This window comes from Halomonas sp. A3H3 (genome assembly GCF_000982975.1).
GTDB classification, from domain to species: domain Bacteria; phylum Pseudomonadota; class Gammaproteobacteria; order Pseudomonadales; family Halomonadaceae; genus Vreelandella; species Vreelandella titanicae.
Map to the genome: position 1 here is coordinate 4,765,714 of NZ_HG423343.1, position 20,221 is coordinate 4,785,934.

General features: G+C 54.3%; 17 protein-coding genes. 11 read left to right on the forward strand and 6 right to left on the reverse strand.

All coding sequences use genetic code 11. The annotated features are described in order from the left end of the window. Positions 1–41 precede the first annotated feature (41 nt). Positions 42–1,268 (forward strand): EAL and HDOD domain-containing protein, encoded by a 1,227-nt coding sequence (locus HALA3H3_RS21670; RefSeq protein WP_238326100.1) that lies wholly within the window; start codon positions 42–44, stop codon positions 1,266–1,268. A gap of 6 nt (positions 1,269–1,274) precedes the next feature. On the opposite strand, the gene HALA3H3_RS21675 is transcribed toward HALA3H3_RS21670, so the two are convergent. The 3 genes from HALA3H3_RS21675 to HALA3H3_RS21685 form a co-directional block, all read right to left on the reverse strand. Beyond that, positions 1,275–2,417, reverse strand: coding sequence for a DUF294 nucleotidyltransferase-like domain-containing protein (locus tag HALA3H3_RS21675; RefSeq protein ID WP_022523651.1), 1,143 nt, complete (start codon positions 2,415–2,417; stop codon positions 1,275–1,277). 39 nt (positions 2,418–2,456) lie between these two features. Then, positions 2,457–2,786: an HlyU family transcriptional regulator gene (locus HALA3H3_RS21680; RefSeq protein ID WP_022523652.1), complete on the reverse strand. Its 330-nt coding sequence runs from the start codon at positions 2,784–2,786 to the stop codon at positions 2,457–2,459. Positions 2,787–2,861: 75 nt separating this feature from the next. Continuing rightward, complete coding sequence (locus HALA3H3_RS21685; RefSeq protein ID WP_022523653.1) at positions 2,862–4,082, reverse strand: argininosuccinate synthase; 1,221 nt, start codon at positions 4,080–4,082, stop codon at positions 2,862–2,864. A gap of 271 nt (positions 4,083–4,353) precedes the next feature. Between HALA3H3_RS21685 and rnt the strand changes: the two genes are divergently transcribed. Both rnt and HALA3H3_RS21695 read left to right on the forward strand, forming a co-directional pair. Then, entirely contained in the window at positions 4,354–5,022 is a 669-nt protein-coding gene (gene rnt, locus HALA3H3_RS21690; protein ID WP_009286574.1) for a ribonuclease T, read from the forward strand. A 184-nt stretch (positions 5,023–5,206) separates the two neighbouring features. Further along, complete coding sequence (locus HALA3H3_RS21695; protein WP_022523654.1) at positions 5,207–6,466, forward strand: 6-phosphofructokinase; 1,260 nt, start codon at positions 5,207–5,209, stop codon at positions 6,464–6,466. Between the two features lie 186 nt (positions 6,467–6,652). Here the strand turns inward: HALA3H3_RS21695 and HALA3H3_RS21700 are convergent, their stop codons facing one another. Further along, complete coding sequence (locus HALA3H3_RS21700) at positions 6,653–8,368, reverse strand: bifunctional protein-serine/threonine kinase/phosphatase (RefSeq protein ID WP_009286572.1); 1,716 nt, start codon at positions 8,366–8,368, stop codon at positions 6,653–6,655. 283 nt (positions 8,369–8,651) lie between these two features. Here HALA3H3_RS21700 and ppa point away from each other — a divergent pair, with 283 nt between their 5' ends. The 8 genes from ppa to purH all read left to right on the forward strand — a co-directional run bounded on the left by ppa (position 8,652) and on the right by purH (position 17,655). Continuing rightward, positions 8,652–9,182, forward strand: coding sequence for an inorganic diphosphatase (gene ppa / locus HALA3H3_RS21705; protein ID WP_022523655.1), 531 nt, complete (start codon positions 8,652–8,654; stop codon positions 9,180–9,182). Between the two features lie 189 nt (positions 9,183–9,371). Continuing rightward, a complete protein-coding gene (gene dsbD / locus HALA3H3_RS21710; protein ID WP_022523656.1) occupies positions 9,372–11,246 on the forward strand; it encodes a protein-disulfide reductase DsbD in 1,875 nt (624 codons plus the stop codon). Between the two features lie 334 nt (positions 11,247–11,580). Next, complete coding sequence (accB, locus tag HALA3H3_RS21715) at positions 11,581–12,057, forward strand: acetyl-CoA carboxylase biotin carboxyl carrier protein (RefSeq protein ID WP_022523657.1); 477 nt, start codon at positions 11,581–11,583, stop codon at positions 12,055–12,057. A 31-nt stretch (positions 12,058–12,088) separates the two neighbouring features. Next, complete coding sequence (gene accC / locus HALA3H3_RS21720) at positions 12,089–13,429, forward strand: acetyl-CoA carboxylase biotin carboxylase subunit (RefSeq protein WP_022523658.1); 1,341 nt, start codon at positions 12,089–12,091, stop codon at positions 13,427–13,429. Between the two features lie 128 nt (positions 13,430–13,557). Next, positions 13,558–14,472 carry a 50S ribosomal protein L11 methyltransferase gene (gene prmA / locus HALA3H3_RS21725; RefSeq protein WP_022523659.1) on the forward strand — a complete coding sequence of 305 codons (915 nt, stop codon included), beginning with the start codon at positions 13,558–13,560 and terminating at the stop codon, positions 14,470–14,472. Between the two features lie 113 nt (positions 14,473–14,585). After that, positions 14,586–15,623, forward strand: a complete 1,038-nt coding sequence (dusB, locus tag HALA3H3_RS21730; protein ID WP_022523660.1) for a tRNA dihydrouridine synthase DusB — start codon at positions 14,586–14,588, stop codon at positions 15,621–15,623. Next, on the forward strand, positions 15,620–15,988 hold the full coding sequence (fis, locus tag HALA3H3_RS21735; RefSeq protein ID WP_022523661.1) for a DNA-binding transcriptional regulator Fis: 369 nt from the start codon (positions 15,620–15,622) through the stop codon (positions 15,986–15,988). The genes dusB and fis overlap by 4 nt, the downstream gene beginning before the upstream one ends. 50 nt (positions 15,989–16,038) lie before the next feature. After that, positions 16,039–17,655: a bifunctional phosphoribosylaminoimidazolecarboxamide formyltransferase/IMP cyclohydrolase gene (gene purH, locus HALA3H3_RS21740; protein WP_022523662.1), complete on the forward strand. Its 1,617-nt coding sequence runs from the start codon at positions 16,039–16,041 to the stop codon at positions 17,653–17,655. Positions 17,656–17,807: 152 nt separating this feature from the next. Here the strand turns inward: purH and HALA3H3_RS21745 are convergent, their stop codons facing one another. Further along, positions 17,808–19,265 carry an NAD-dependent succinate-semialdehyde dehydrogenase gene (locus HALA3H3_RS21745; protein WP_022523663.1) on the reverse strand — a complete coding sequence of 486 codons (1,458 nt, stop codon included), beginning with the start codon at positions 19,263–19,265 and terminating at the stop codon, positions 17,808–17,810. A gap of 120 nt (positions 19,266–19,385) precedes the next feature. After that, positions 19,386–19,937: a GTP cyclohydrolase I FolE gene (folE, locus tag HALA3H3_RS21750; RefSeq protein ID WP_022523664.1), complete on the reverse strand. Its 552-nt coding sequence runs from the start codon at positions 19,935–19,937 to the stop codon at positions 19,386–19,388. Positions 19,938–20,221: the final 284 nt, after the last annotated feature.

Consider the following 20,221-nt stretch of genomic DNA (forward strand, 5'->3'; position numbering starts at 1 on the left):
TCTTTACTCCAGAGTTCTACTTTCGCCTGAAGAAGCATGTCGTGGATGAGCCGATGAAAAATGAGTGTCACCTTCCTCAAAAAGCGAATACAAATGAGTACACTATTGCGATCCAGCCAATAGTGGATGCTCAGCTACGTCATGTCGCCGATGAACTTCTTTATCGGGCTAATGAAACGAATCAGACTGCTAACGTTTTTGATAATGTCCAAGCCACCGCCAGAGCATGTGCTATTGCTGTCTATGAAATTGGCCTGGATAAACTTTGCGGCACACGCCAGCTGTTTATTAATGCTTCTGCAGACTGGCTCACCAATCCAGACCTGACTGGGCTACCTAGTCAACAAATAGTCATTGAGGTTCTCGAGGATACTTCACCTACTAAAGAAGTTATTGATGCCTTGCACTACATTAAAAGCCAAGGGTATAAATTAGCGTTAGATGATTTTATCCTAGATGAACATAACCATGCATTTCTGCCCTTCTGCGACATCGTCAAATTTGACATATCCAACGACTTACCTAAAAAACTAATAAAAAAGCTACACAAAGAAGGGATTACACTTCTGGCTGAACGAGTTGAGACACAGGAAGAGTTCAAGCAGTGTAAAGCGCTAGGTTTTACTCTTTTCCAGGGCTATTTTTATGAGCGCCCCAAAACCCAACTAACTCAAACAGCTCGTCTCTCAACGTCACGCGCCAATCAAATGCAGCTACTCTCCGCACTGTATAGTGACAATGTGCGTCTCTCTGAAATCAGTACGTTAGTGGCTAGGGATCCTTACTTACTGAGCGCAATATTCAAGCGCGCAAACTCCGCGGAGAAGGGCTCACGTCGTCCCACGACGAAACTGATTGATTGTTTACATATTATAGGGCTGAGGGAGCTACGTACCCTAGTTACTATTGTTATGCTCGCTGACAACAGCCCTGTGAGCAAACTTAACCTTATCAAAGGGTTAACCCGGGCATTTGCATGTAAAATGATGGCCGACCAACGTAGACTCGATGAACAGGAAAGCTTTATCGCGGGTTTATTCTCGCTAATGCCTACCATCCTGGGGATTAGTGCCGAACTCATGAAGAATGAAATCAGGCTTGGGCGCTTTATTGAAGATGCTATCAATCAGCGTATAGGCTCATTAGGTAAGTTACTTAATGATGTGGAGGCCGCAGAGAGTCAATTTTCTCCTCTAGATTTTCCATCCGACGTCATGCTCCAAGCGGCTTCTAAAGCGCGCTCGCTTGTTTATACCGACGCTAGCTGATTTATTTTATACGCTGCTTTGAGCGCTAGCACTCAAACGTTTAATCTGCTGTAGATCAAACTTCAGCAGTAATCGCTCGTCTTCGCGCAGGCGCCGCAGGTCAACCCAGCCATCTGCAGCCTGACCGCGAGCTTTGTTATACCGCTGCTGATCCAATAGGCGCTGCTGCAGTCGCTCAAAAGCGGCTACAAGCAACGCCGATTCAGCCGACGTTAGCGCATCCGTTGCATGGCTTAGCGCGATCAATCGCTCGCGGGTGGGTATATCGCGCAGCCCGTACCGCAAGCAGAGTAAGCGTGCAGCGCTAATCAACGGCAACAAGCCTTGATGCTTAAGATTAAGGGCTTGTTCGTGAGGGGCATCCAGGCCCGGGCTTGAGGCAAACCGCCCAAAGCGATCCAGCGCCACCGGCAGCTCATCCAGTAGCGCCGCCATTTCATCCATAAACAGTGGCGCTTTGGGAAGTGTCGAAGCGATGCTCTCACCCAACTGCTTAGCAAGCGCCGGATTACCAGCGACCGGGGCAAAATCGAGTAAGATATTAGTCTGTTGTACGCGCTTTACCCGGCGGTCAGCGCTCCAAATGTCTAGCTGCGCGTGCCACTCACTCAGCCGTTTGCGCCACATCGGCCATCGCGCCATGACATGGCCATTGCAGAGCGGAATACCGGCCTCATCCAGGCGCTGGGTAAACCGCTCGCCCAGCGCTTGAAAGTAGCCGTCGATCTCTACGTGGCGATGGTCAGGATAATCGTCAATAATCAGCGCATTATCCTGGTCGGGGCCTAGCAGGCTCTCAAAACGCGCCGCGGAACCTAGTAGCAGTATGCAGTAGTCGACTGGCGGAGCGCCCCACCCCTGCGCCTGCATTTCGTCCAGGGATTGCGCAATAGCCTGACGATAAAGTAAAGCATTGTGGTCGCTGATGATTTGGCTAATACGCCAGGCGGGTAAATCATAATGCACCAACGTTTCGACCAGCGGCAGTTGCCACGCATAGACGTCAGCTAATGAGGTTTGCGGCGAGGGGAATGTAGAGAAGAGTTTCGAGAAGAGATGATCTAACGGCGCATTAAGCGCCGAGGTATTAAGCGTTCCATCCTCATGGAACAGAGAGCGCCAGGGTGAGGCTTGGTGTACTAAACGCATACGCCTCTCCTTTACTAGAATGATATGATGGCGTTGTTGCTACTCGCCCTCGCCTGCCCTGCGCGGGTCTGGCTCGAACATCGCTTCACCTACTTCATCAATATAGCGCTGCGCTTTGGTGATCATCATGGCATCACAGGCCTCTCGCCCTGGGAGCATATCGGAACGCTCAAAGCGGTGCTCAAGAGTTTCACCACTGGCGTCGGCCTTGCGAATCCAGCCACTGACGCGGTACTGACCGCTCTGATTGTCTGGCTGAGAGACAATCTCGTAACCTTTGTATTCCACCGGCTCAGCAGCTTTGGTGGTAGCACCTGGCTCAGCCTGACGATCACTACCGAAGAGACCGGAAAATAATTTCTTAAGCATAATGGCTCCTTTGCTTGCAGGGCGGCAAGGAGATGGCCACCCTGCAAGATATAAGCTGCTTTTATCAGCGCTTCATTAGCTCTGCTTACGACCCTTGCCTGCGGCAATGCGCAAACGCAGCGCGTTTAACTTAATAAAGCCTTCGGCATCTTTCTGATTGTAAGCGCCAGCATCATCTTCAAAGGTAGCGATTGATTCATCAAACAGCGACTCATCGGATTTGCGTCCCACTACGGTAGCGCTGCCTTTGTAGAGCTTCATACGCACGACACCCGCTACATTCTTTTGGGTCTCGTCAATGGCCGCCTGCAGCATGCGACGCTCAGGGCTCCACCAGTAACCGTTGTAGATCACTTCTGCGTACTTCGGCATCAACTGATCTTTTAGGTGGGCTTCTTCGCGGTCTAGGGTGAGCGACTCAATGGCACGGTGAGCACGCAACATAATGGTGCCCCCTGGCGTTTCATAGCAGCCACGAGATTTCATGCCCACGTAGCGGTTTTCAACAATATCCAAACGACCGATACCGTTGTCGCCACCCAGCTTGTTGAGTTTTTCGAGCACTTCATGGGCTTTCAACAGCTCGCCGTCGATGGCCACGATATCGCCCTTTTCAAACGTCAGTTCAACATAGGTGGGCTGGTCGGGCGCGGCTTCAGGAGAGACACTCCAGCGCCACATATCGTCTTCAGCTTCGGCCCAGGGATCTTCCAAAATGCCGCCCTCATAGGAGATGTGCAGCAGGTTGGCATCCATTGAGTAGGGCGATTTTTTCTTTTTATTAGAAAAATCGACCGGAATTTTATGCTCTTCGCAATACGCCATTAGCTTTTCGCGGGAAGTTAAATCCCACTCCCGCCAAGGGGCGATCACTTTTACGCCGGGCTTCAGGGCATAGCCGCCAAGTTCGAAACGCACCTGGTCGTTGCCTTTACCCGTAGCACCATGGGAAATAGCGTCAGCACCCGTTTCATTGGCAATTTCGATCAACCGCTTGGCAATCAGCGGACGAGCGATAGAGGTACCCAGCAGGTACTCGCCCTCATAGATAGTATTGGCGCGGAACATCGGGTAGACGTAGTCACGCACGAACTCTTCACGCAAGTCTTCGATGTAAATCTCTTTCACGCCAAGCGCTTGCGCTTTAGTTCGCGCCGGTTCGACTTCTTCACCCTGACCGATGTCGGCAGTAAAGGTCACTACCTCGCAGTTGTAGGTTTCTTGCAACCACTTAACGATAACGGATGTGTCCAGGCCGCCTGAATATGCCAGCACAACCTTTTTGACATCGGACATTCTTTGCTCCTCGTTGACCATAAGATGTTCATTCGTAAAAACTACACTTGCCACTAGTGCCTGGCGAATGTGATAGCTCGTATTTGATAGCTCGTTGGAGTAAACCGTTGAGACTAACGTTGAGTATAGCGTTCTCAATGCCCAGCGAATACCGTCAACGACGCCTGGGGGCTAAAGCTGCTAGAATCTCCCCATTCAAAGCGGTGGTTTGCCGCTGATGTTGACTGATGACTCGCTTTACTATTACTCGCTTTAAACCAAGGAGAGCTGCATGAGCGAGGCTATTGCCCGCGAATTAATGGCCCAACGTTTTCGCAGTTACCTGCCTGTGGTCGTTGATTTAGAAACCGGGGGATTTAATGCCCAAGGCGACGCTGTACTCGAGATAGCCGCCGTCACGCTGACCATGGATCCGGAGGGCAACCTGCTTCCTGATGCTACCTATGCCTACCACATTCAGCCCTTTGAAGGGGCGAATGTAGAGCAGTCTGCGCTCGATTTTACCGGTATCAACCTGGACGACCCCCTGCGTCGCCAGGTGGCGCTGAGCGAGTCTGAAGCGCTGGGCGAAATTTTCCGTCCGATTCGTAAATCGATCAAAGCCCACGACTGCACGCGCGCTATTTTAGTCGGCCATAATGCGGCGTTCGACCAGGGCTTCTTGAACGCGGCGGTCAATCGCTGCGGCATTAAGCGCAATCCTTTTCACCCGTTCTCAAGCTTTGATACCGCCACCCTTGCAGGCCTGGTCTATGGTCAAACGGTACTTGCCCGGGCCTGTCGTGCCGCAGGCATTGAGTTTGACAACAAAGCCGCTCACTCCGCTCGTTATGACACCGAGCGCACTGCCGAACTGTTTTGCGCGATGGTTAATCGCTATAAAGACCTGGGTGGCTGGCAACTTGCCCAGCGCGAGCAAGAGATGGATGGTGCGGATTAACACCTCGCCGTCAACAACGTAGCCGCTGATGCAGAGAGCCATTGATGCAGAGAACTGGGCTTTACGCTAAACTTCGCCCCATTACAGCAATCTGGTTTAGCACCGACAATGCCGGGTAGCGGGTATTTGGCGGTGATAAATATATCGATTAAAACTATCCGTTTTTAGGAGATGAGACGTTTCCATGGCCCAGCATAATGCCTTTTACGCCCAATCAGGTGGCGTCACCGCCGTGATCAACGCCAGCGCCTGCGGCGTTATCGAAGCCTGCCGTCAAGCCCCCGATCAAATTGGCAAGGTTTACGCCGGTCATAACGGCATTATCGGTGCCTTAACGGAAGACCTTATCGACGTTACCCAGGAGAGCGATGAGGCAATTGCAGCGCTGCGCCATACGCCGGGCGGCGCTTTTGGCTCCTGCCGCTATAAGCTCAAAGATATTGACACCCACCGTGCCCAGTACGAGCGCTTGATCGAAGTCTTCAAAGCCCACGATATTCGCTATTTTTTCTATAACGGCGGCGGCGATAGCGCCGACACCTGCTTAAAGGTCTCTCAACTTTCCGAGAAGCTGGGCTATCCGCTGACCGCTATCCACGTGCCTAAAACCGTCGATAACGACCTGCCGATTACCGATAACAGCCCGGGCTTTGGCAGCGTGGCCAAGTATATTGCCACCTCAACGCTGGAAGCATCGCTGGATATCGCCTCCATGTGCGCTACCTCCACCAAGGTATTTGTGCTCGAAGTGATGGGCCGCCACGCGGGCTGGATTGCCGCTGCAGGTGGTTTAGCCGGCGAAGCCGAAGGCGAGCCGCCGCATATGATTATCTTCCCGGAAATCCCCTTTAACCGTAAAGCGGCCATGGCACGGGTTGAAGAAAGCGTTAAACAGTATGGCTACTGCGTTATTGTGGTTTCTGAAGGCGCTCGCTACGAAGATGGCACTTTCCTGGCCGATGCAGGTAACACCGATGCGTTCGGCCACCGCCAGCTTGGCGGCGTGGCACCAACACTTGCCGGTATGATCAAGCAGGATTTGGGCTACAAGTATCACTGGGCAGTGGCCGACTATCTGCAGCGCGCGGCGCGTCATCTGGCATCTAAAACCGACGTTGAACAAGCCTATGCGGTGGGTCGCGAAGCAGTAACCTTGGCGCTGGCGGGTAAAAACGCCATGATGCCCGCCATTCGTCGCATCTCTCAGGCGCCCTACCAGTGGGATGTGATCTCTGCCCCGCTCTCCCAGGTGGCCAACCAAGAGAAGTTTATGCCCCGTGACTTTATTAGCGAAAACGGTTTTGCCATTACCCAGGCCTGCCGGGACTACCTCTCACCGCTGATTCAGGGCGAAGACTTCCCACCGTTCGAGAATGGCCTACCCAAAGTCGCCAAACTGAAACTGGCCAAAGCAGAACGCAAGTTGCCCATTTTTACGCTGTAAACGGATCACCGGTCATTGCGAACTGAGATTGCTTCGTCGCTTCACTCCTCGCAATGACCTACCCTTATGTCATTGCGAACGCAGTGAAGCAATCTCGGGGTTGGCTGCCACAATACACTTAGATTCCCGCGTCGCTTCGCTCCTCGCAATGACATAATCTTATTTATCCACCTTTACTACTTGGAGTTAGCGTAGCAACCAGGAAAGCACTAGCAGCAATAACAGAATTCCCGCTACACCCTGCCAGAAACGCCGCGGCTCCTGGCGGCTCTCTTCCCGATTGGGCAGCCGCCCGAGCGGCACCCTAAGCGCATGCAAAAACTCGGACATACGCCTAAACCGCAACGCCCTTTGTGGATCCAAGGCGCGGCGTAGTGCATCGTCTAATTCCTGAGAGATTTCAGGATTGGTGGTTCGCGCGCTGCGATAGGTCAACTCTTCGAGGTCGGTATGGCTGCGCAGCCTGTTGGGAGTCAGTGTATAAGGTAACGCACCGGTCAATAGCCAGTAAGTAGTGGAGGCTAGCGAGTACTGATCACTACGCCGACCGATGCTGTCGCCCAAGGCATACTCAGGTGCGCTGTGTTCGTTAAAGCCAATCTGCCTGAGCAACTCACCTGAGTGGCGATGCCCTTCCCCATCACGCATATGGCAGGCACTAAAATCGGTGAGCACGAGCTTGCCGTGAGGGTCGATCAAAATATTATCGGGATTGATCTGCTGATGAATAATGTCCCGATGATGCAGCGCTTGCACCGCTTTACCCAACTGATTGGCAATGTCCAGGCGCTGGGTCAGGCTGGCTTGAGGATGGCGCTCTGCCCACTGCCGCAGCGTCTCGCCTTCAATATGCTGCATCAGATAATAGAGGTAGCGTCGTGGCCGAGATGGTTCCATCACCTTAACCACAAAGGGGGAGTTAACCCGCTCCACTACCCACTGCTGGAGCAGAAAGTGCTCAAGATAGGCATTGCGCAACGAGAGCTCGGGGCTGGGCGCTTTCATGACCATTTCCCGTTCGCTATGCACATCACGGACACGGTACACCCGCGACTGCGCCGTTCGCGATAGCACGGCGAGAACCTCCAGGCCATCTAAACGCTCACCCGGCGCCAGCTCAGGGGGAATGGGTAGATCACCGTAGAGCTGCCCCGGGTGCTCGGCGACCTCATCGGGTAATTCATCGATACGTACCAGCTGAAAGCAGAACTGATCACCGCCATAGCCACGCTCCTGGGCGCGCTGCTTCGCCTCATCAGCTAGCCGCTCGCAGGCGGCATCCAGATCACTGGCATCCTGGCGAATCAAGCGCACATAGTCGGAAGGTAGCAGCGTGCCGCGCACGCCCTGGGTAGTGAACAGAAACAGATCGCCCTGCTTAAGCGCAATGTGGGTGTAATCGATATCGACGCTGCCATCCAGACCCAGTGCCCGTGAAGGATAACGATAGCCACCTAAATCAGTCACATGGTCGCGGCTTAGCTGTTCAAACTCGGCACCCCGTAAGCGAAAGACCAGCGTATCGCCCATATGGAACAGGTGGGCTTCACGGCCACGAAACACCATCGCCGACATGGATGAAACAAAACTACCCTCTTTCACATGCTGGCTTTGGCTGTAGCACCAGCTATTAAGCGCGCGCAGTACGCGGGTGGCAGAGGTTTTTACGTCCCAGTGATCGGGGGTGGAGAAGTAGTCGGCCAGGAAGCCGCGTACGCTGATATCACCGGCCTGTTTGGCCATGGTATTGCGTGAAATGGAGTCGCTGATCACCGCACAGCCGCCTTTGGCGCGAAGCAGCGGTGCTTCAGGAAAGCGAACTGACATTGAACTGCGATGCAGGCGCCGATCGGGCGCGACAAACGCTTGACCATAACTAATGAGCAACTGGGCGTGCGACAAGTCATCCTCCTAGGCTGCCGACTCGATCGAGGGACATCACTGCCAACCAACACTATTGATAAACTCTGGCTATGATACACGCAGCGGAACAGAAACGATGCCCACCAAACGTCTCTATCGTATTCGTCCAAATGGCAGGACATATGAATGATCACCCACGAGCAACCTATGTCGCATTGGTAATCGTGCAGTCATGTTCGTATAATTCTCCGCCATAAACGACTCTGACACGTTTGCCTAACCACGGCACGACTCTAGCCACAGCACTACCAAGGAATCAACGATGAACTTCGATAATATCCCTGCTGGAAAGGATCTCCCCAACGACGTTTACGTGGTGATCGAAATTCCAGCCAACCACGACCCGATCAAATATGAAATTGATAAGGACATGGGCGCGCTACTCGTTGACCGCTTTATGGCCACTCCCATGTTCTACCCCGCCAATTACGGCTTTATCCCGCATACCCTCGCCGACGATGGCGATGCGCTGGACGCCTTGGTGGTTACCCCGCACCCGGTTCAACCTGGCAGCATTATTCGCGCGCGCCCGGTAGGCATTCTGAACATGACCGACGAAGCCGGTGAAGATGCGAAGTTGATCTGCGTACCCCATGCCAAGCTAAGCTCGCTCTACGACGATGTCCACGAAGTTACCGACCTGCCTGAGCTACTGCGCCAGCAAATTGCTCACTTCTTTGAGAACTACAAAGATCTCGAGAAAGGCAAATGGGTAAAGGTTGAGTCATGGGAAGGTGCTGACGCTGCGCGTAAGGCGATTGAAAAGTCCGTAACCGCCTATCAAAAAGCGTAACAATCTCCTTGCGGTGTATTTTTCTGCCGCCAATGGGATAAAAGGCCGCCTTCAGGCGGTCTTTTTATATGCGTAGGATTAAGGCACTGTTAGGGGCCGCGTCACGTCACCGCAGCGTATACGCCAGGGACTTAAGGTTGCGGTATGCTGTTCGCCTTTCATTGCGATGCCATTGATTAAGGACGCACCGTGTTATCTCTTAAACGCCTGAGCCTGTTTACATTATTGATTTTCTTTCTTGGCTTGCTACCGCTAAGTGCAAACGCCCAATGGTTTTCATCGTCTAGCAACCAAGATGAATTTTTGCCGGTTATGGAAGCCTTTCAGCCGACTGCTTGGCATGATGGCGATACGCTCTATATCGGCATGGATATCGCAGATGAGTACTACCTATATCGCCACCAGTTCGCGGTAGTCAGCCAAACGGAGGATGTCAGTCTCGGCGACCCCATTATCCCCCAAGGCATCTTTACCAACGATGAGTTTATGGGCGATGTGTATGTGTTCCGCGATCAGGTAGTGTTTGAAGTACCGCTGAAAGCACCCTACTCAGGCCCGCTCAATATTGCCCTGACCTTTCAAGGCTGCGCAGATGCCGGGCTCTGCTACCCTCCAGAGCAAACAACCCTAGAGGCCAGCGAAACCCAACCCCCCAGCCAGTTTTCCGATTGGCAAGCCGATAGTACGGCATCCAGTCCAGCAGCCAACACTTCAGCCGCTAACACCTCTGAACAGAATGGTTTCGCCGCCCCCAAAAGCGAAGATAGCCGCTTTAGCGCTTTGATTAGCGATGCTAGCCTACCACTGGCGCTGGGGCTGTTTTTTATTGCTGGCCTGGGGCTTACCTTTACCCCCTGCGTGTTGCCGATGATTCCAATTTTGTCATCGATCGTGGTTGGCCAGAATCCCACACGCCCCCGCGCCTTTGCCCTTTCGTTAAGCTATGTGCTCGGCATGGCGCTGACCTACGCCCTGGTCGGGGTGTTAATGGGACTGTTTGGCGCCGGGCTTAATCTTCAGGCGCGACTGCAGTCAGCACCGGTATTGATCATCTTTGCAGTGCTCTTCACGCTATTTGCCCTGGCCATGTTTGGGGCATTTAACCTCAATCTATCGCCTCGTTTAGCCAACCGTGTTGACGCTTGGCAGGCACGCGCTCAGCGCAGTGGCCCGGGCGGCCTAGCGCTGGCTGGTGCCCTCTCGGTCTTGGTGGTATCGCCCTGTGTAACGGCGCCTTTGGCCGGTACGCTGGTGTTTATCTCTTCAACAGGGGATGCCGCGATGGGCGGCGCGGTGCTGTTTGCGCTGGGCATGGGCATGGGCGTGCCACTGCTTTTGGTCGGTACCTTTGGCGCCACGCTGCTGCCCCGTTCCGGCGCCTGGATGAACGGCGTAAAAATTGCCTTTGGCCTTTTGCTGCTGGGCGTAGCGATTTGGATGATCGAGCGTTTAGTGTCCGCGCCTATTGCGCTGCTGCTATGGGCAGCCCTTGCTATCGGCACGGCACTGGCACTTGGGGCGCTGAATTTCAATCAGCCGCAGGGGTGGCCGCGGGCACGCCAAACGCTGGGGCTTATGCTGCTAGCTTGGGGGATAGTGTTGGTGATTGGCGCCGCTCAGGGGGGCAGTAACCCCTTGCGCCCCCTGGCGGCAACCTCCAGCATTTCCGGCGAACCTCAGGCAGAAGCACTCGACTTCATCGAGGTCAACAGCTTAACTGAGCTTGAAGCGGCTATTGCACAAGCTGAAGACGCCAACCAGCCCGTCTTTGTCCACTTTACCGCCGACTGGTGTATTTCATGCAAGCTGCTGGAGCGGGATGTTTACCCCGACCCGCAGGTCGTCGCAGCGCTTAATGATTACACCTTGATCGCCGCCGACGTCACCCGCACGGACTCTCAAAGCCGTGAGTTGCTCAACCAATATAATCTTTTCGGCCCACCCAGCCTGCTCTTTTTCAGCCAGGGTGAGGAGATTCGCGACGCACGCATTCAAGGCGAAGTGACCGCCGATCAGTTGCGCGAACATCTGGAGTCAGTAAGCCAGTGGCTAGCAAATAGCTAAGCTCAAACCCTATGCTGGCTACTCATTGAGGCACTAAAGCCGCTTTCTGACGCGAACATCGTCAAACAGTTGTTTAATTCTTAACTACATGATGGCTTGGACGTTGGCGTAGGCAGTTGCTGGACATCCTGGCACTTTTTCGGCAAACTCCGCTCCCATATTAGCTAAAAACTTGCTTTTTTAACGGTGAGAACGGGGTAACGTTCGCTAACATGCAGCGTTCTCTTCATTTTTAAATTTGGTTTACTGCGCAACGTACGCGCCATAAAGAGCTTCCTGCACTTATGCTCGCGCGCTTTGTGACTACCTTTTATGACATTGATGGGGCTATGCCATGGATATCCGCAAAGTTAAGAAACTGATTGAGCTACTCGAAGAATCCAATATTAGCGAGATTGAAATTCAGGAAGGCGAAGAGTCAGTCCGCATCAGTCGTCACCCTAATGGCGCTTCGTGGCAGCCACAGCCGATGCCGCAGTATGCGCAGCAACCTGGCTATGCGCCGGCTCCCCCCGCAGCGGGCGCTCCAGCATCAGCACCGGCTGCTGAAGCAGAGCCTCAGGGCGCAAGCTACCGTGGCGAGGCAGTCAACTCTCCCATGGTAGGCACCTTCTACCGCAGCCCAGCGCCGGGCGCCAAATCGTTTGTGGAAGTCGGCGATAGCGTCAAACAAGGTGACACTGTATGCATCATTGAAGCCATGAAAATGATGAACCAGATTGAAGCTGACCGTGACGGTGTAGTGGAAGCCATCCTGGTGGAAGATGGCGAGCCTGTAGAATTCGATCAACCCATGATCGTTATCGCTTAATCTTTCATTTTCAACACGGGTGGACTCTCCCATGCTGGACAAGGTACTTATCGCCAACCGCGGCGAGATTGCCCTCCGTATCCTACGGGCCTGTAAAGAACTCGGCATCAAAACCGTAGCGGTACACTCCAAAGCTGATCGTGAACTGATGCACGTTCGCCTGGCGGATGAAGCCGTGTGTATTGGCCCGGCATCGTCAGCGCAGTCTTACTTAAACATTCCGGCCCTAATCAGTGCAGCCGAAGTCACCGACTCGACCGCCATTCACCCCGGCTATGGCTTTTTGTCTGAAAACGCCAACTTTGCTGAACAGGTTGAGCGCTCAGGCTTTACCTTTATTGGCCCCCGCGCCGAGACGATTCGTCTGATGGGCGACAAAGTCAGCGCCATCCAGTCGATGAAGGAAGCGGGCGTTCCCACGGTGCCAGGCTCAGACGGTCCCTTGGGTGATGATGACGCAACGAATCTCGCCACGGCACGTCGCATTGGCTACCCGGTGATCATTAAGGCTGCCTCTGGCGGTGGCGGTCGTGGTATGCGCGTGGTGCACACTGAAGGCCATCTGCTTTCAGCGATTACCGTTACTCGCACTGAAGCCCACGCCGCCTTCGGTGACGGCACGGTCTACATGGAAAAATTCCTTGAGAAGCCGCGCCACGTGGAAGTACAAGTATTAGCCGACGGCCAGGGTAACGCGATCCATCTTTATGACCGCGACTGCTCGCTGCAACGTCGTCACCAGAAAGTGCTTGAAGAAGCCCCGGCACCAGGCCTTGACCCAGACGCCCGTGCTCAGGTGCTTGAAGCGTGCCGCCAGGCATGTATCAAGATCAACTACCGTGGTGCGGGCACCTTTGAATTCTTGTATGAAGATGGCGAATACTTCTTCATCGAGATGAATACCCGCGTTCAGGTCGAGCACCCGGTCACCGAAATGGTCACTGGCGTGGATATCGTCAAAGAGCAGTTGCGTATTGCCTCAGGCCTGCCGCTGTCGATTCGCCAGGAAGATGTGCAACTCAACGGCCACTCCTTCGAGTGCCGTATTAACGCCGAAGACTCGCGTACCTTTATGCCGTCTCCCGGCAAGGTAACGCTGTTTCACGCACCGGGTGGCCTCGGCGTGCGGATGGATTCCCATCTCTATACCGGCTACACCGTGCCGCCGCACTATGACTCTCTGATCGGCAAACTGATCACCTGGGGCGCGGATCGTGAAATAGCCCTGACACGGATGCGTAACGCCCTCGACGAGCTACTGGTGGAAGGCATTAAAACCAATATCGACTTGCAAAAGGATTTGGTTCGCGACAGCTACTTCCGTCAAGGCGGTGTCAACATTCACTACCTGGAAAAGAAACTCGGCAGCTAATGCAGCAGCCAAGCGCTTTCCAGCGCACTGTGTGATACCCAGCGGGGTGGCCATGTCCACCCCGTCCTTGTCTTTACTCCATGTGTCTGTACTGTATTTATCTTTAATTCGCCTTGCGGAGAACCTCCATGCCCTGGCTTCAACTCAAAGCCCACGTCGCCCCCGAACAGGCAGAGTTCCTAGAAGAACTACTGCTTGACGAAGGCGCAACGGCTATTGGTCTTCAGGATGCCCACGATGATCCGGTATTTGAGCCAGAGCGTGGCACCACACCGCTGTGGGAAGATACCATCCTTACCGGCTTATACGATGACCTGGAGGGGGTCGAGAGCATGCTGGAGCGTATCGAGGCCGCCTGGTCAGAGCAGATGCCTGGTGAGCCCTGCCCGACCATCGAGTATGAGCTGCTAGCTGATCGAGATTGGGAGCGCGAGTGGATGGATGACTTCACGCCGCTGCGCATGGGTCAACGCCTGTGGATTGTACCCAGCTGGCACGAACCACCCGAGGCCGACGCCGTTAACCTGATACTCGACCCGGGCCTCGCCTTTGGTACCGGTACGCACCCCACCACAGCGCTGTGCCTGGAGTGGCTGGACGAGCTCGCCGTGGCTGGCCACTTGGCCCAGCAAACCGTACTGGATGTGGGTTGCGGTTCTGGCATTCTCGCTATCGCCGCGCTCAAACTGGGCGCTAGCCACGCCGACGCCACCGACATTGATCCCCAGGCGCTGCAGGCCAGCCGAGACAACGCCGAACGGAATGGTATTGCCGAGCCGGACCTAAACCTCTACTACCCTGAGCAGTTAAGCGACGGCGGTGACTATCCTATCGTAACCGCCAATATTTTAGCGGGGCCGCTGGTCGAACTAGCGCCAATGATTGCCGGGCACGTGGCGCCAGGTGGGCGCATTGCGCTATCGGGGGTGTTGGCAAACCAGGCCAATGAGGTTTACGAGGCCTATGCAGCGCAAGGCATTGCTATGGATGAACCGGTGATTCGCGAAGGCTGGGTGCGGCTTAGTGGCTTGCGTCCACGTTAAAGCGGCAATTGGCCTTCACCCCACCACCGAGTAGGCGTATCATACGCCTCCTTGAAACGCCTACTCGCCGTTAGCACTGCACCCATAGCTTAAAACCAACAAAGTCTGACGCCATGACGTTAACCACACTACCTGCCAGCATTGGCCCGTTTGCATTACCTAATCGAGTAATGCTTGCGCCCATGGCTGGCGTCACTGACCGACCTTTTCGCCAGCTATGCCGGCGGCTTGGGGCTGGCTGGGTAGTGGGCGAAATGGTCACTTCAGACCCTAGTTTGTGGCATACTCGTAAATCGCAGCTGCGCATGGATCACCGCGGTGAACCTGACCCGCGAGTGGTGCAAATTGCCGGAGGCGACGCTGAAATGCTCGCCCAGGCGGCGCGCTTGAATGCCGAGCTGGGCGCCCAGATTATCGATATCAATATGGGCTGCCCGGCTAAAAAAGTATGTAACAAGGCGGCAGGGTCGGCGCTCCTTCGAGATGAAGCCTTGGTGGCCGAAATTCTCGATGAAGTAGTGGCAGCAGTTGATATACCCGTGACGCTAAAAATACGCACGGGCTGGTGTGCCGAATCCAACAACGCCCTGCGCATTGCCCGGCTCGCCGAGTCAGCCGGCATTCAATCGTTAGCGATACATGGCCGTCATCGCCAGCAGCGCTATACTGGAAAAGCAGAGTACGACACAATTGCCGAGATTAAGTCTCACCTATCGATCCCGGTGATTGCCAACGGCGACATAACAAGTCCGGAAAAAGCCGCCGAGGTACTCGCTTATACCGGCGCTGATGCCGTGATGGTAGGCCGCGCTGCGCAGGGCAACCCATGGATATTTCAACAGATCAGCCACTACCTCCAGCATGGAGAGCGGATGGCACTGCCAAGTCTTTCGGAGCGTCACCAAGTGCTCCACGGGCACGTTGAAGCGCTGCATGAGTTTTATGGCACCACCATGGGTGTACGTATCGCGCGCAAGCATGTCGGCTGGTACCTCAGCGATGACCAACGCTTTACGCCGCCCCAACAGCGCGCGCTTAAGCAGCAGTTCAATGCGTTAGCGTCACCTGAAACGCAATTTGATTGGATCAACGACGCGATGGCCCCCGGCGCCGCCTCGCGTTTGCTAGCCAAAGGAAACCATGCTGCATGACCGAACGCGATCTTCTCTCTAGCGACACCTATTCAAGCGATAGCTATTCCAATGATGTCGGCTCCAGCGATAGTTACTCCCATTTAGCAGGCACGCTAGCGGATCCTGCAGCCAACTCACCGCCGCAGCCGCTTCGGGAGGCAGTGGAAACGGCCATGCGACGCTACTTTGAACATTTAGATGGCAGCCAGGCGACCGATCTATACGCCATGGTGATGGCCGAAGTTGAGGCGCCTTTACTTGCCTGCGTCTTGGAGCACACCGACGGCAATCAGACCCGTGCCGCCGATGCGCTAGGGCTAAACCGTGGCACCCTGCGCAAAAAACTCAAGCTATACGGACTTATCGAAGGTGACGCCCCATAACCAGGGGCGTTGTTGTTTTTAATTCTCGACTCTGCACACGAGCACTCTAAATGGCTGATACCCCTCTCATGGCTGATAATCCTTCCCTGACTGACAGCAACGCCACTCCCGTCCGCCGCGCCCTGCTGAGCGTTTCTGATAAAACCGGCATTGTGGAATTTGCTCGGGGCCTCACTGAGCACGGTGTTGAACTCCTCTCCACTGGTGGCACCTTCCGTCTACTGCAAGAAAATGCTATTGCCGTGAAAGAAGTGTCTGAGCACACAGGCTTCCCCGAAATCATGGATGGCCGCGTTAAAACGCTGCACCCGAAAATTCACGGCGGCATCTTGGCTCGTCGCGGCCAGGATGATGCGGTCATGGCTGAGAACGATATTACGCCGATCGACATGGTGGTGGTCAATCTCTACCCCTTTGCCGCCACGGTAGCCAAGCCCGACTGCACACTTGAAGATGCTATCGAGAATATCGATATCGGCGGCCCCACCATGGTTCGCGCCTGCGCCAAAAATCACGCCTACACCACTATCGTCGTCAATAGCAGTGACTACGCGCGAGTGCTGGGCGAGCTGGCCGCCCAAGATGGTCAGGTCAGTAGCGCTACGCGCTTTGACTTAGCGGTTAAAGCCTTTGAGCACACCGCCGGTTATGACGGCGCGATTGCTGACTACCTAGGCCGTAAGGTCAATGCCGCTGATGAAGCGTTCCCACGCACCTTTAACCTGCAGCTCGAGAAAAAGCAGGATATGCGGTACGGCGAAAACCCGCACCAAAAGGCAGCTTTCTACGTTGACCCCCAGGCAAGCGAACCCAGCGTTGCCACAGCAAAAATGCTTCAGGGCAAACCCCTCTCGTATAACAACGTCGCCGATACCGACGCTGCATTTGAATGCGTAAAAGCGTTTAGCGAGACGGCCTGCGTGATTGTTAAGCATGCCAACCCTTGCGGCGTCGCCATTGGTGCAACCGCCTTAACAGCTTACGACAAAGCCTTTGCCACCGACCCTACCAGCGCGTTTGGCGGCATTATCGCCTTCAATACGCCGCTGGAAGCCGAAACCGCCCAGGCGATTATTGACCGCCAGTTTGTTGAGGTGATTATTGCCCCGGGCGTCAGCGATGAAGCTGCCGCAATCGTGGCTAATAAGCAAAACGTACGCTTACTGGACGTCAGCGCTCACTGGCCCGGCGAGCAACAGCCTGCACTAGACTTTAAGCGCGTCAACGGCGGCTTGCTGGTGCAAGAACGTGACGACGGAATGGTCACCCGCGACGAATTGACCGTGGTCAGTCAGCGCGCTCCCAGCGAGCAGGAACTGCGTGACCTTGCTTTTGCTTGGCGGGTAGCTAAATTCGTTAAGTCCAACGCCATTGTGTATGCCAAAGAGGGCCAAACGGTGGGCGTTGGCGCGGGTCAAATGAGCCGTGTTTATTCGGCTAAAATTGCAGGCATCAAGGCCGCAGACGAAGGCCTTTCGGTTCCCGGCTCGGTGATGGCGTCTGATGCTTTCTTCCCTTTCCGTGACGGCATCGATGCTGCCGCAGCGGCAGGTATTACCGCGGTTATTCAGCCCGGTGGTTCCATGCGTGATCAGGAAGTGATCGACGCCGCCAACGAAGCAGGCATTGCCATGGTATTTACCGGTATGCGCCACTTCCGCCACTAAGTCCGCTAAATAACCCAGATTAGAAACACAAAGCCCCTTAGGCGCTCTTTTGATAGGAGCATGCCTAAGGGGCTTTCTTACTATCATCAATAAACGCTAATCAATCACTGCCTATCGACTCAATATCGAGTTTCTAGCCAATATTGAGCCTTTCAGCCCAGATCAATACACAGATACTTGGTTTCCAGATACTCTTCCAAGCCCTGATGACCACCTTCGCGGCCTAGGCCCGAGGCTTTTACCCCCCCAAAGGGCGCAGCAGCGTTAGAAATGGCGCCAGTATTAATACCCACCATACCGTACTCCAGCGCCTCGGCGACACGCCATACGCGCGCAAGATCACGGGAGTAGAAATAAGACGCCAGGCCATACTGGGTATCGTTGGCCATCTCAATAGCGGTCTCTTCATCATCAAACGGGAAGACAGCAGCTAGCGGGCCAAAGGTCTCTTCGTGGGCCACCTTCATCTTGTCAGTGGCAAAACTGATCAGCGTAGGCGTGAAGAAATTACCGCCCAGCGGGTGCGGATGCCCACCTAACAGCAGCTCAGCGCCATTATCAATGGCGTCCTGCACATGCTCACTGACTTTCTTAACAGCATTTTCATCGATAAGCGGCCCAATATTAATATTGGGCTTGGTGCCATCACCCACATGCAGCTCGCTGTTCATGGCAACAGCCAGCTTTTCACAAAAGGCGTTAATTACACTGGACTGAACCAGGAAGCGATTAGTGCAGACACAGGTTTGCCCGGCGTTACGGAATTTAGCGGCCATGGCGCCTTCCACAGCGGCGTCTAAATCGGCATCCTCAAACACGATAAAGGGCGCATTGCCGCCTAGCTCTAGCGATATTTTTTGGATATGTTCCGCCGCTTGAGCCATCAGCTTGCGCCCCACTTCAGTCGAACCCGTAAAGGTGATCTTGCGCACTTTGGGAGATTGGGTCATCGCTTGGGCAATATCGCTAGCGCTACCTGGCACCACATTAAAGACGCCGCGTGGGATGCCTGCCCGCTCAGCCAACAGCGCCAAGGCTGTTGCGGAAAACGGCGTTTGGCTAGCGGGCTTCACCACTATCGTGCAGCCAGCAGCCAATGCAGCCCCGGCTTTACGGGTAATCATCGCCGCAGGGAAATTCCAGGGCGTGATCGCACCAACAACACCGACTGGCTGCTTGGCAACCACAATGCGTTGATTGGCGTTAGCCGCGGGAATCGTTTCGCCATAAACGCGCCGCGCCTCCTCGGCAAACCAGCGTAAGAAGCTGGCTGCATAGGCAATTTCGCCCGCGGCTTCTTTAAGTGGCTTGCCCTGCTCAAATGTCATCAGCATGGCTAAATCCTGCTGATGCTCCAACATCAGGTCGTGCCACTTCATCAGCAAGTCAGCGCGTTCTTGAGCAGTCAACGCCCGCCAAGCCGGTAGCGCAGCGTCCGCCGCATCAATGGCCCGCTCGGTTTCGGCTTTACCCAAGCGAGGTATATCGCCAATCGCTTCACCGGTGGCCGGATTCAATACCGTGATCTGCTCACCGCTATCTGCCGCGACCCAACTGCCGTCAATATAGGCAAAGGGGCAATATAGCTGTGTTTCTTTAAGCGCTTCCATGACAGGCTCCTGACCAAAAATGATGGCCTTGTAGGCTCATTAACGTCTTCATGCTAAGACGAAACACCCCTTTAAACCAAATTTACGGCGTGCATAATCGGTCAATGACAACCGTACACGTTAGCTAATGAGCATTAAAAATTCTTGCCGGGTTGCTTGGTTTTGACGAAATCCACCCAGCATGACAGACGATGTCATGCTGGAGTTTTGCTTCTCCACGCCACGCATCATCATGCAGAGGTGCCGCGCTTCAATAACCACAGCAACACCCTTTGCCTCGGTCACTTCCTGCACCGCCTCTGCAATCTCGCGGGTTAGGTTCTCCTGAATCTGCATACGGCGAGCATACATATCGACGATTCTGGCAAATTTAGATAGCCCCAACACTTTGCCGTTAGGCAAATAGGCGATATGGCATTTGCCTATGAACGGTAACAGGTGGTGCTCGCACATTGAGTAGAGCTCAATGTCTTTTACCAACACCATCTCATCCGTTTGCGACTCAAACACCGCCCCATTGATAATGTCGTCCAATGACTGAGTGTAGCCCGCATTGAGAAACTGCATGGCCTTGGCCGCACGTTTAGGCGTATCTCGCAGACCTTCCCGGGCGGGGTCTTCGCCAAGTGCTGAGATTATCTGGCGGTAGTGCTCGGCGATATCATCGGACATATTTAGCCTCATCAATAGCTATCTCAAAAACGATGCGCAATCGCTTCCAGGTGGTCACCAAGGTCATCCCCTTTTGCGCATGAAAAAGTAACATCATTATTAGGAGGACATTAATCAGCGTCATCCACCACCTTCATTGTACAAAAGGTATACTTTAAAAAAGCACTGCACAACGAGTATTAAGCAAAGAGTGTATTTTACCGCATCTAGGCTGCCTGTGGCTCCCCAGGCTTTGTACGAAAACTGCTGGCCCTCACTCAGGGGCTTTTTTGCGCAGCCTTGAA

Excerpts from the sequence above, each read along its gene's own strand:
- dusB (WP_022523660.1), top strand. The coding sequence starts at position 14,586 with ATGACGTTAACCACACTACCTGCCAGCATTGGCCCGTTTGCATTACCT.
- HALA3H3_RS21685 (WP_022523653.1), bottom strand. The coding sequence starts at position 4,082 with ATGTCCGATGTCAAAAAGGTTGTGCTGGCATATTCAGGCGGCCTGGAC.
- accB (WP_022523657.1), top strand. The coding sequence starts at position 11,581 with ATGGATATCCGCAAAGTTAAGAAACTGATTGAGCTACTCGAAGAATCC.
- HALA3H3_RS21695 (WP_022523654.1), top strand. The coding sequence starts at position 5,207 with ATGGCCCAGCATAATGCCTTTTACGCCCAATCAGGTGGCGTCACCGCC.
- HALA3H3_RS21745 (WP_022523663.1), bottom strand. The coding sequence starts at position 19,265 with ATGGAAGCGCTTAAAGAAACACAGCTATATTGCCCCTTTGCCTATATT.
- fis (WP_022523661.1), top strand. The coding sequence starts at position 15,620 with ATGACCGAACGCGATCTTCTCTCTAGCGACACCTATTCAAGCGATAGC.
- rnt (WP_009286574.1), top strand. The coding sequence starts at position 4,354 with ATGAGCGAGGCTATTGCCCGCGAATTAATGGCCCAACGTTTTCGCAGT.
- folE (WP_022523664.1), bottom strand. The coding sequence starts at position 19,937 with ATGTCCGATGATATCGCCGAGCACTACCGCCAGATAATCTCAGCACTT.
- HALA3H3_RS21680 (WP_022523652.1), bottom strand. The coding sequence starts at position 2,786 with ATGCTTAAGAAATTATTTTCCGGTCTCTTCGGTAGTGATCGTCAGGCT.
- purH (WP_022523662.1), top strand. The coding sequence starts at position 16,039 with ATGGCTGATACCCCTCTCATGGCTGATAATCCTTCCCTGACTGACAGC.
- ppa (WP_022523655.1), top strand. The coding sequence starts at position 8,652 with ATGAACTTCGATAATATCCCTGCTGGAAAGGATCTCCCCAACGACGTT.
- accC (WP_022523658.1), top strand. The coding sequence starts at position 12,089 with ATGCTGGACAAGGTACTTATCGCCAACCGCGGCGAGATTGCCCTCCGT.
- HALA3H3_RS21675 (WP_022523651.1), bottom strand. The coding sequence starts at position 2,417 with ATGCGTTTAGTACACCAAGCCTCACCCTGGCGCTCTCTGTTCCATGAG.
- prmA (WP_022523659.1), top strand. The coding sequence starts at position 13,558 with ATGCCCTGGCTTCAACTCAAAGCCCACGTCGCCCCCGAACAGGCAGAG.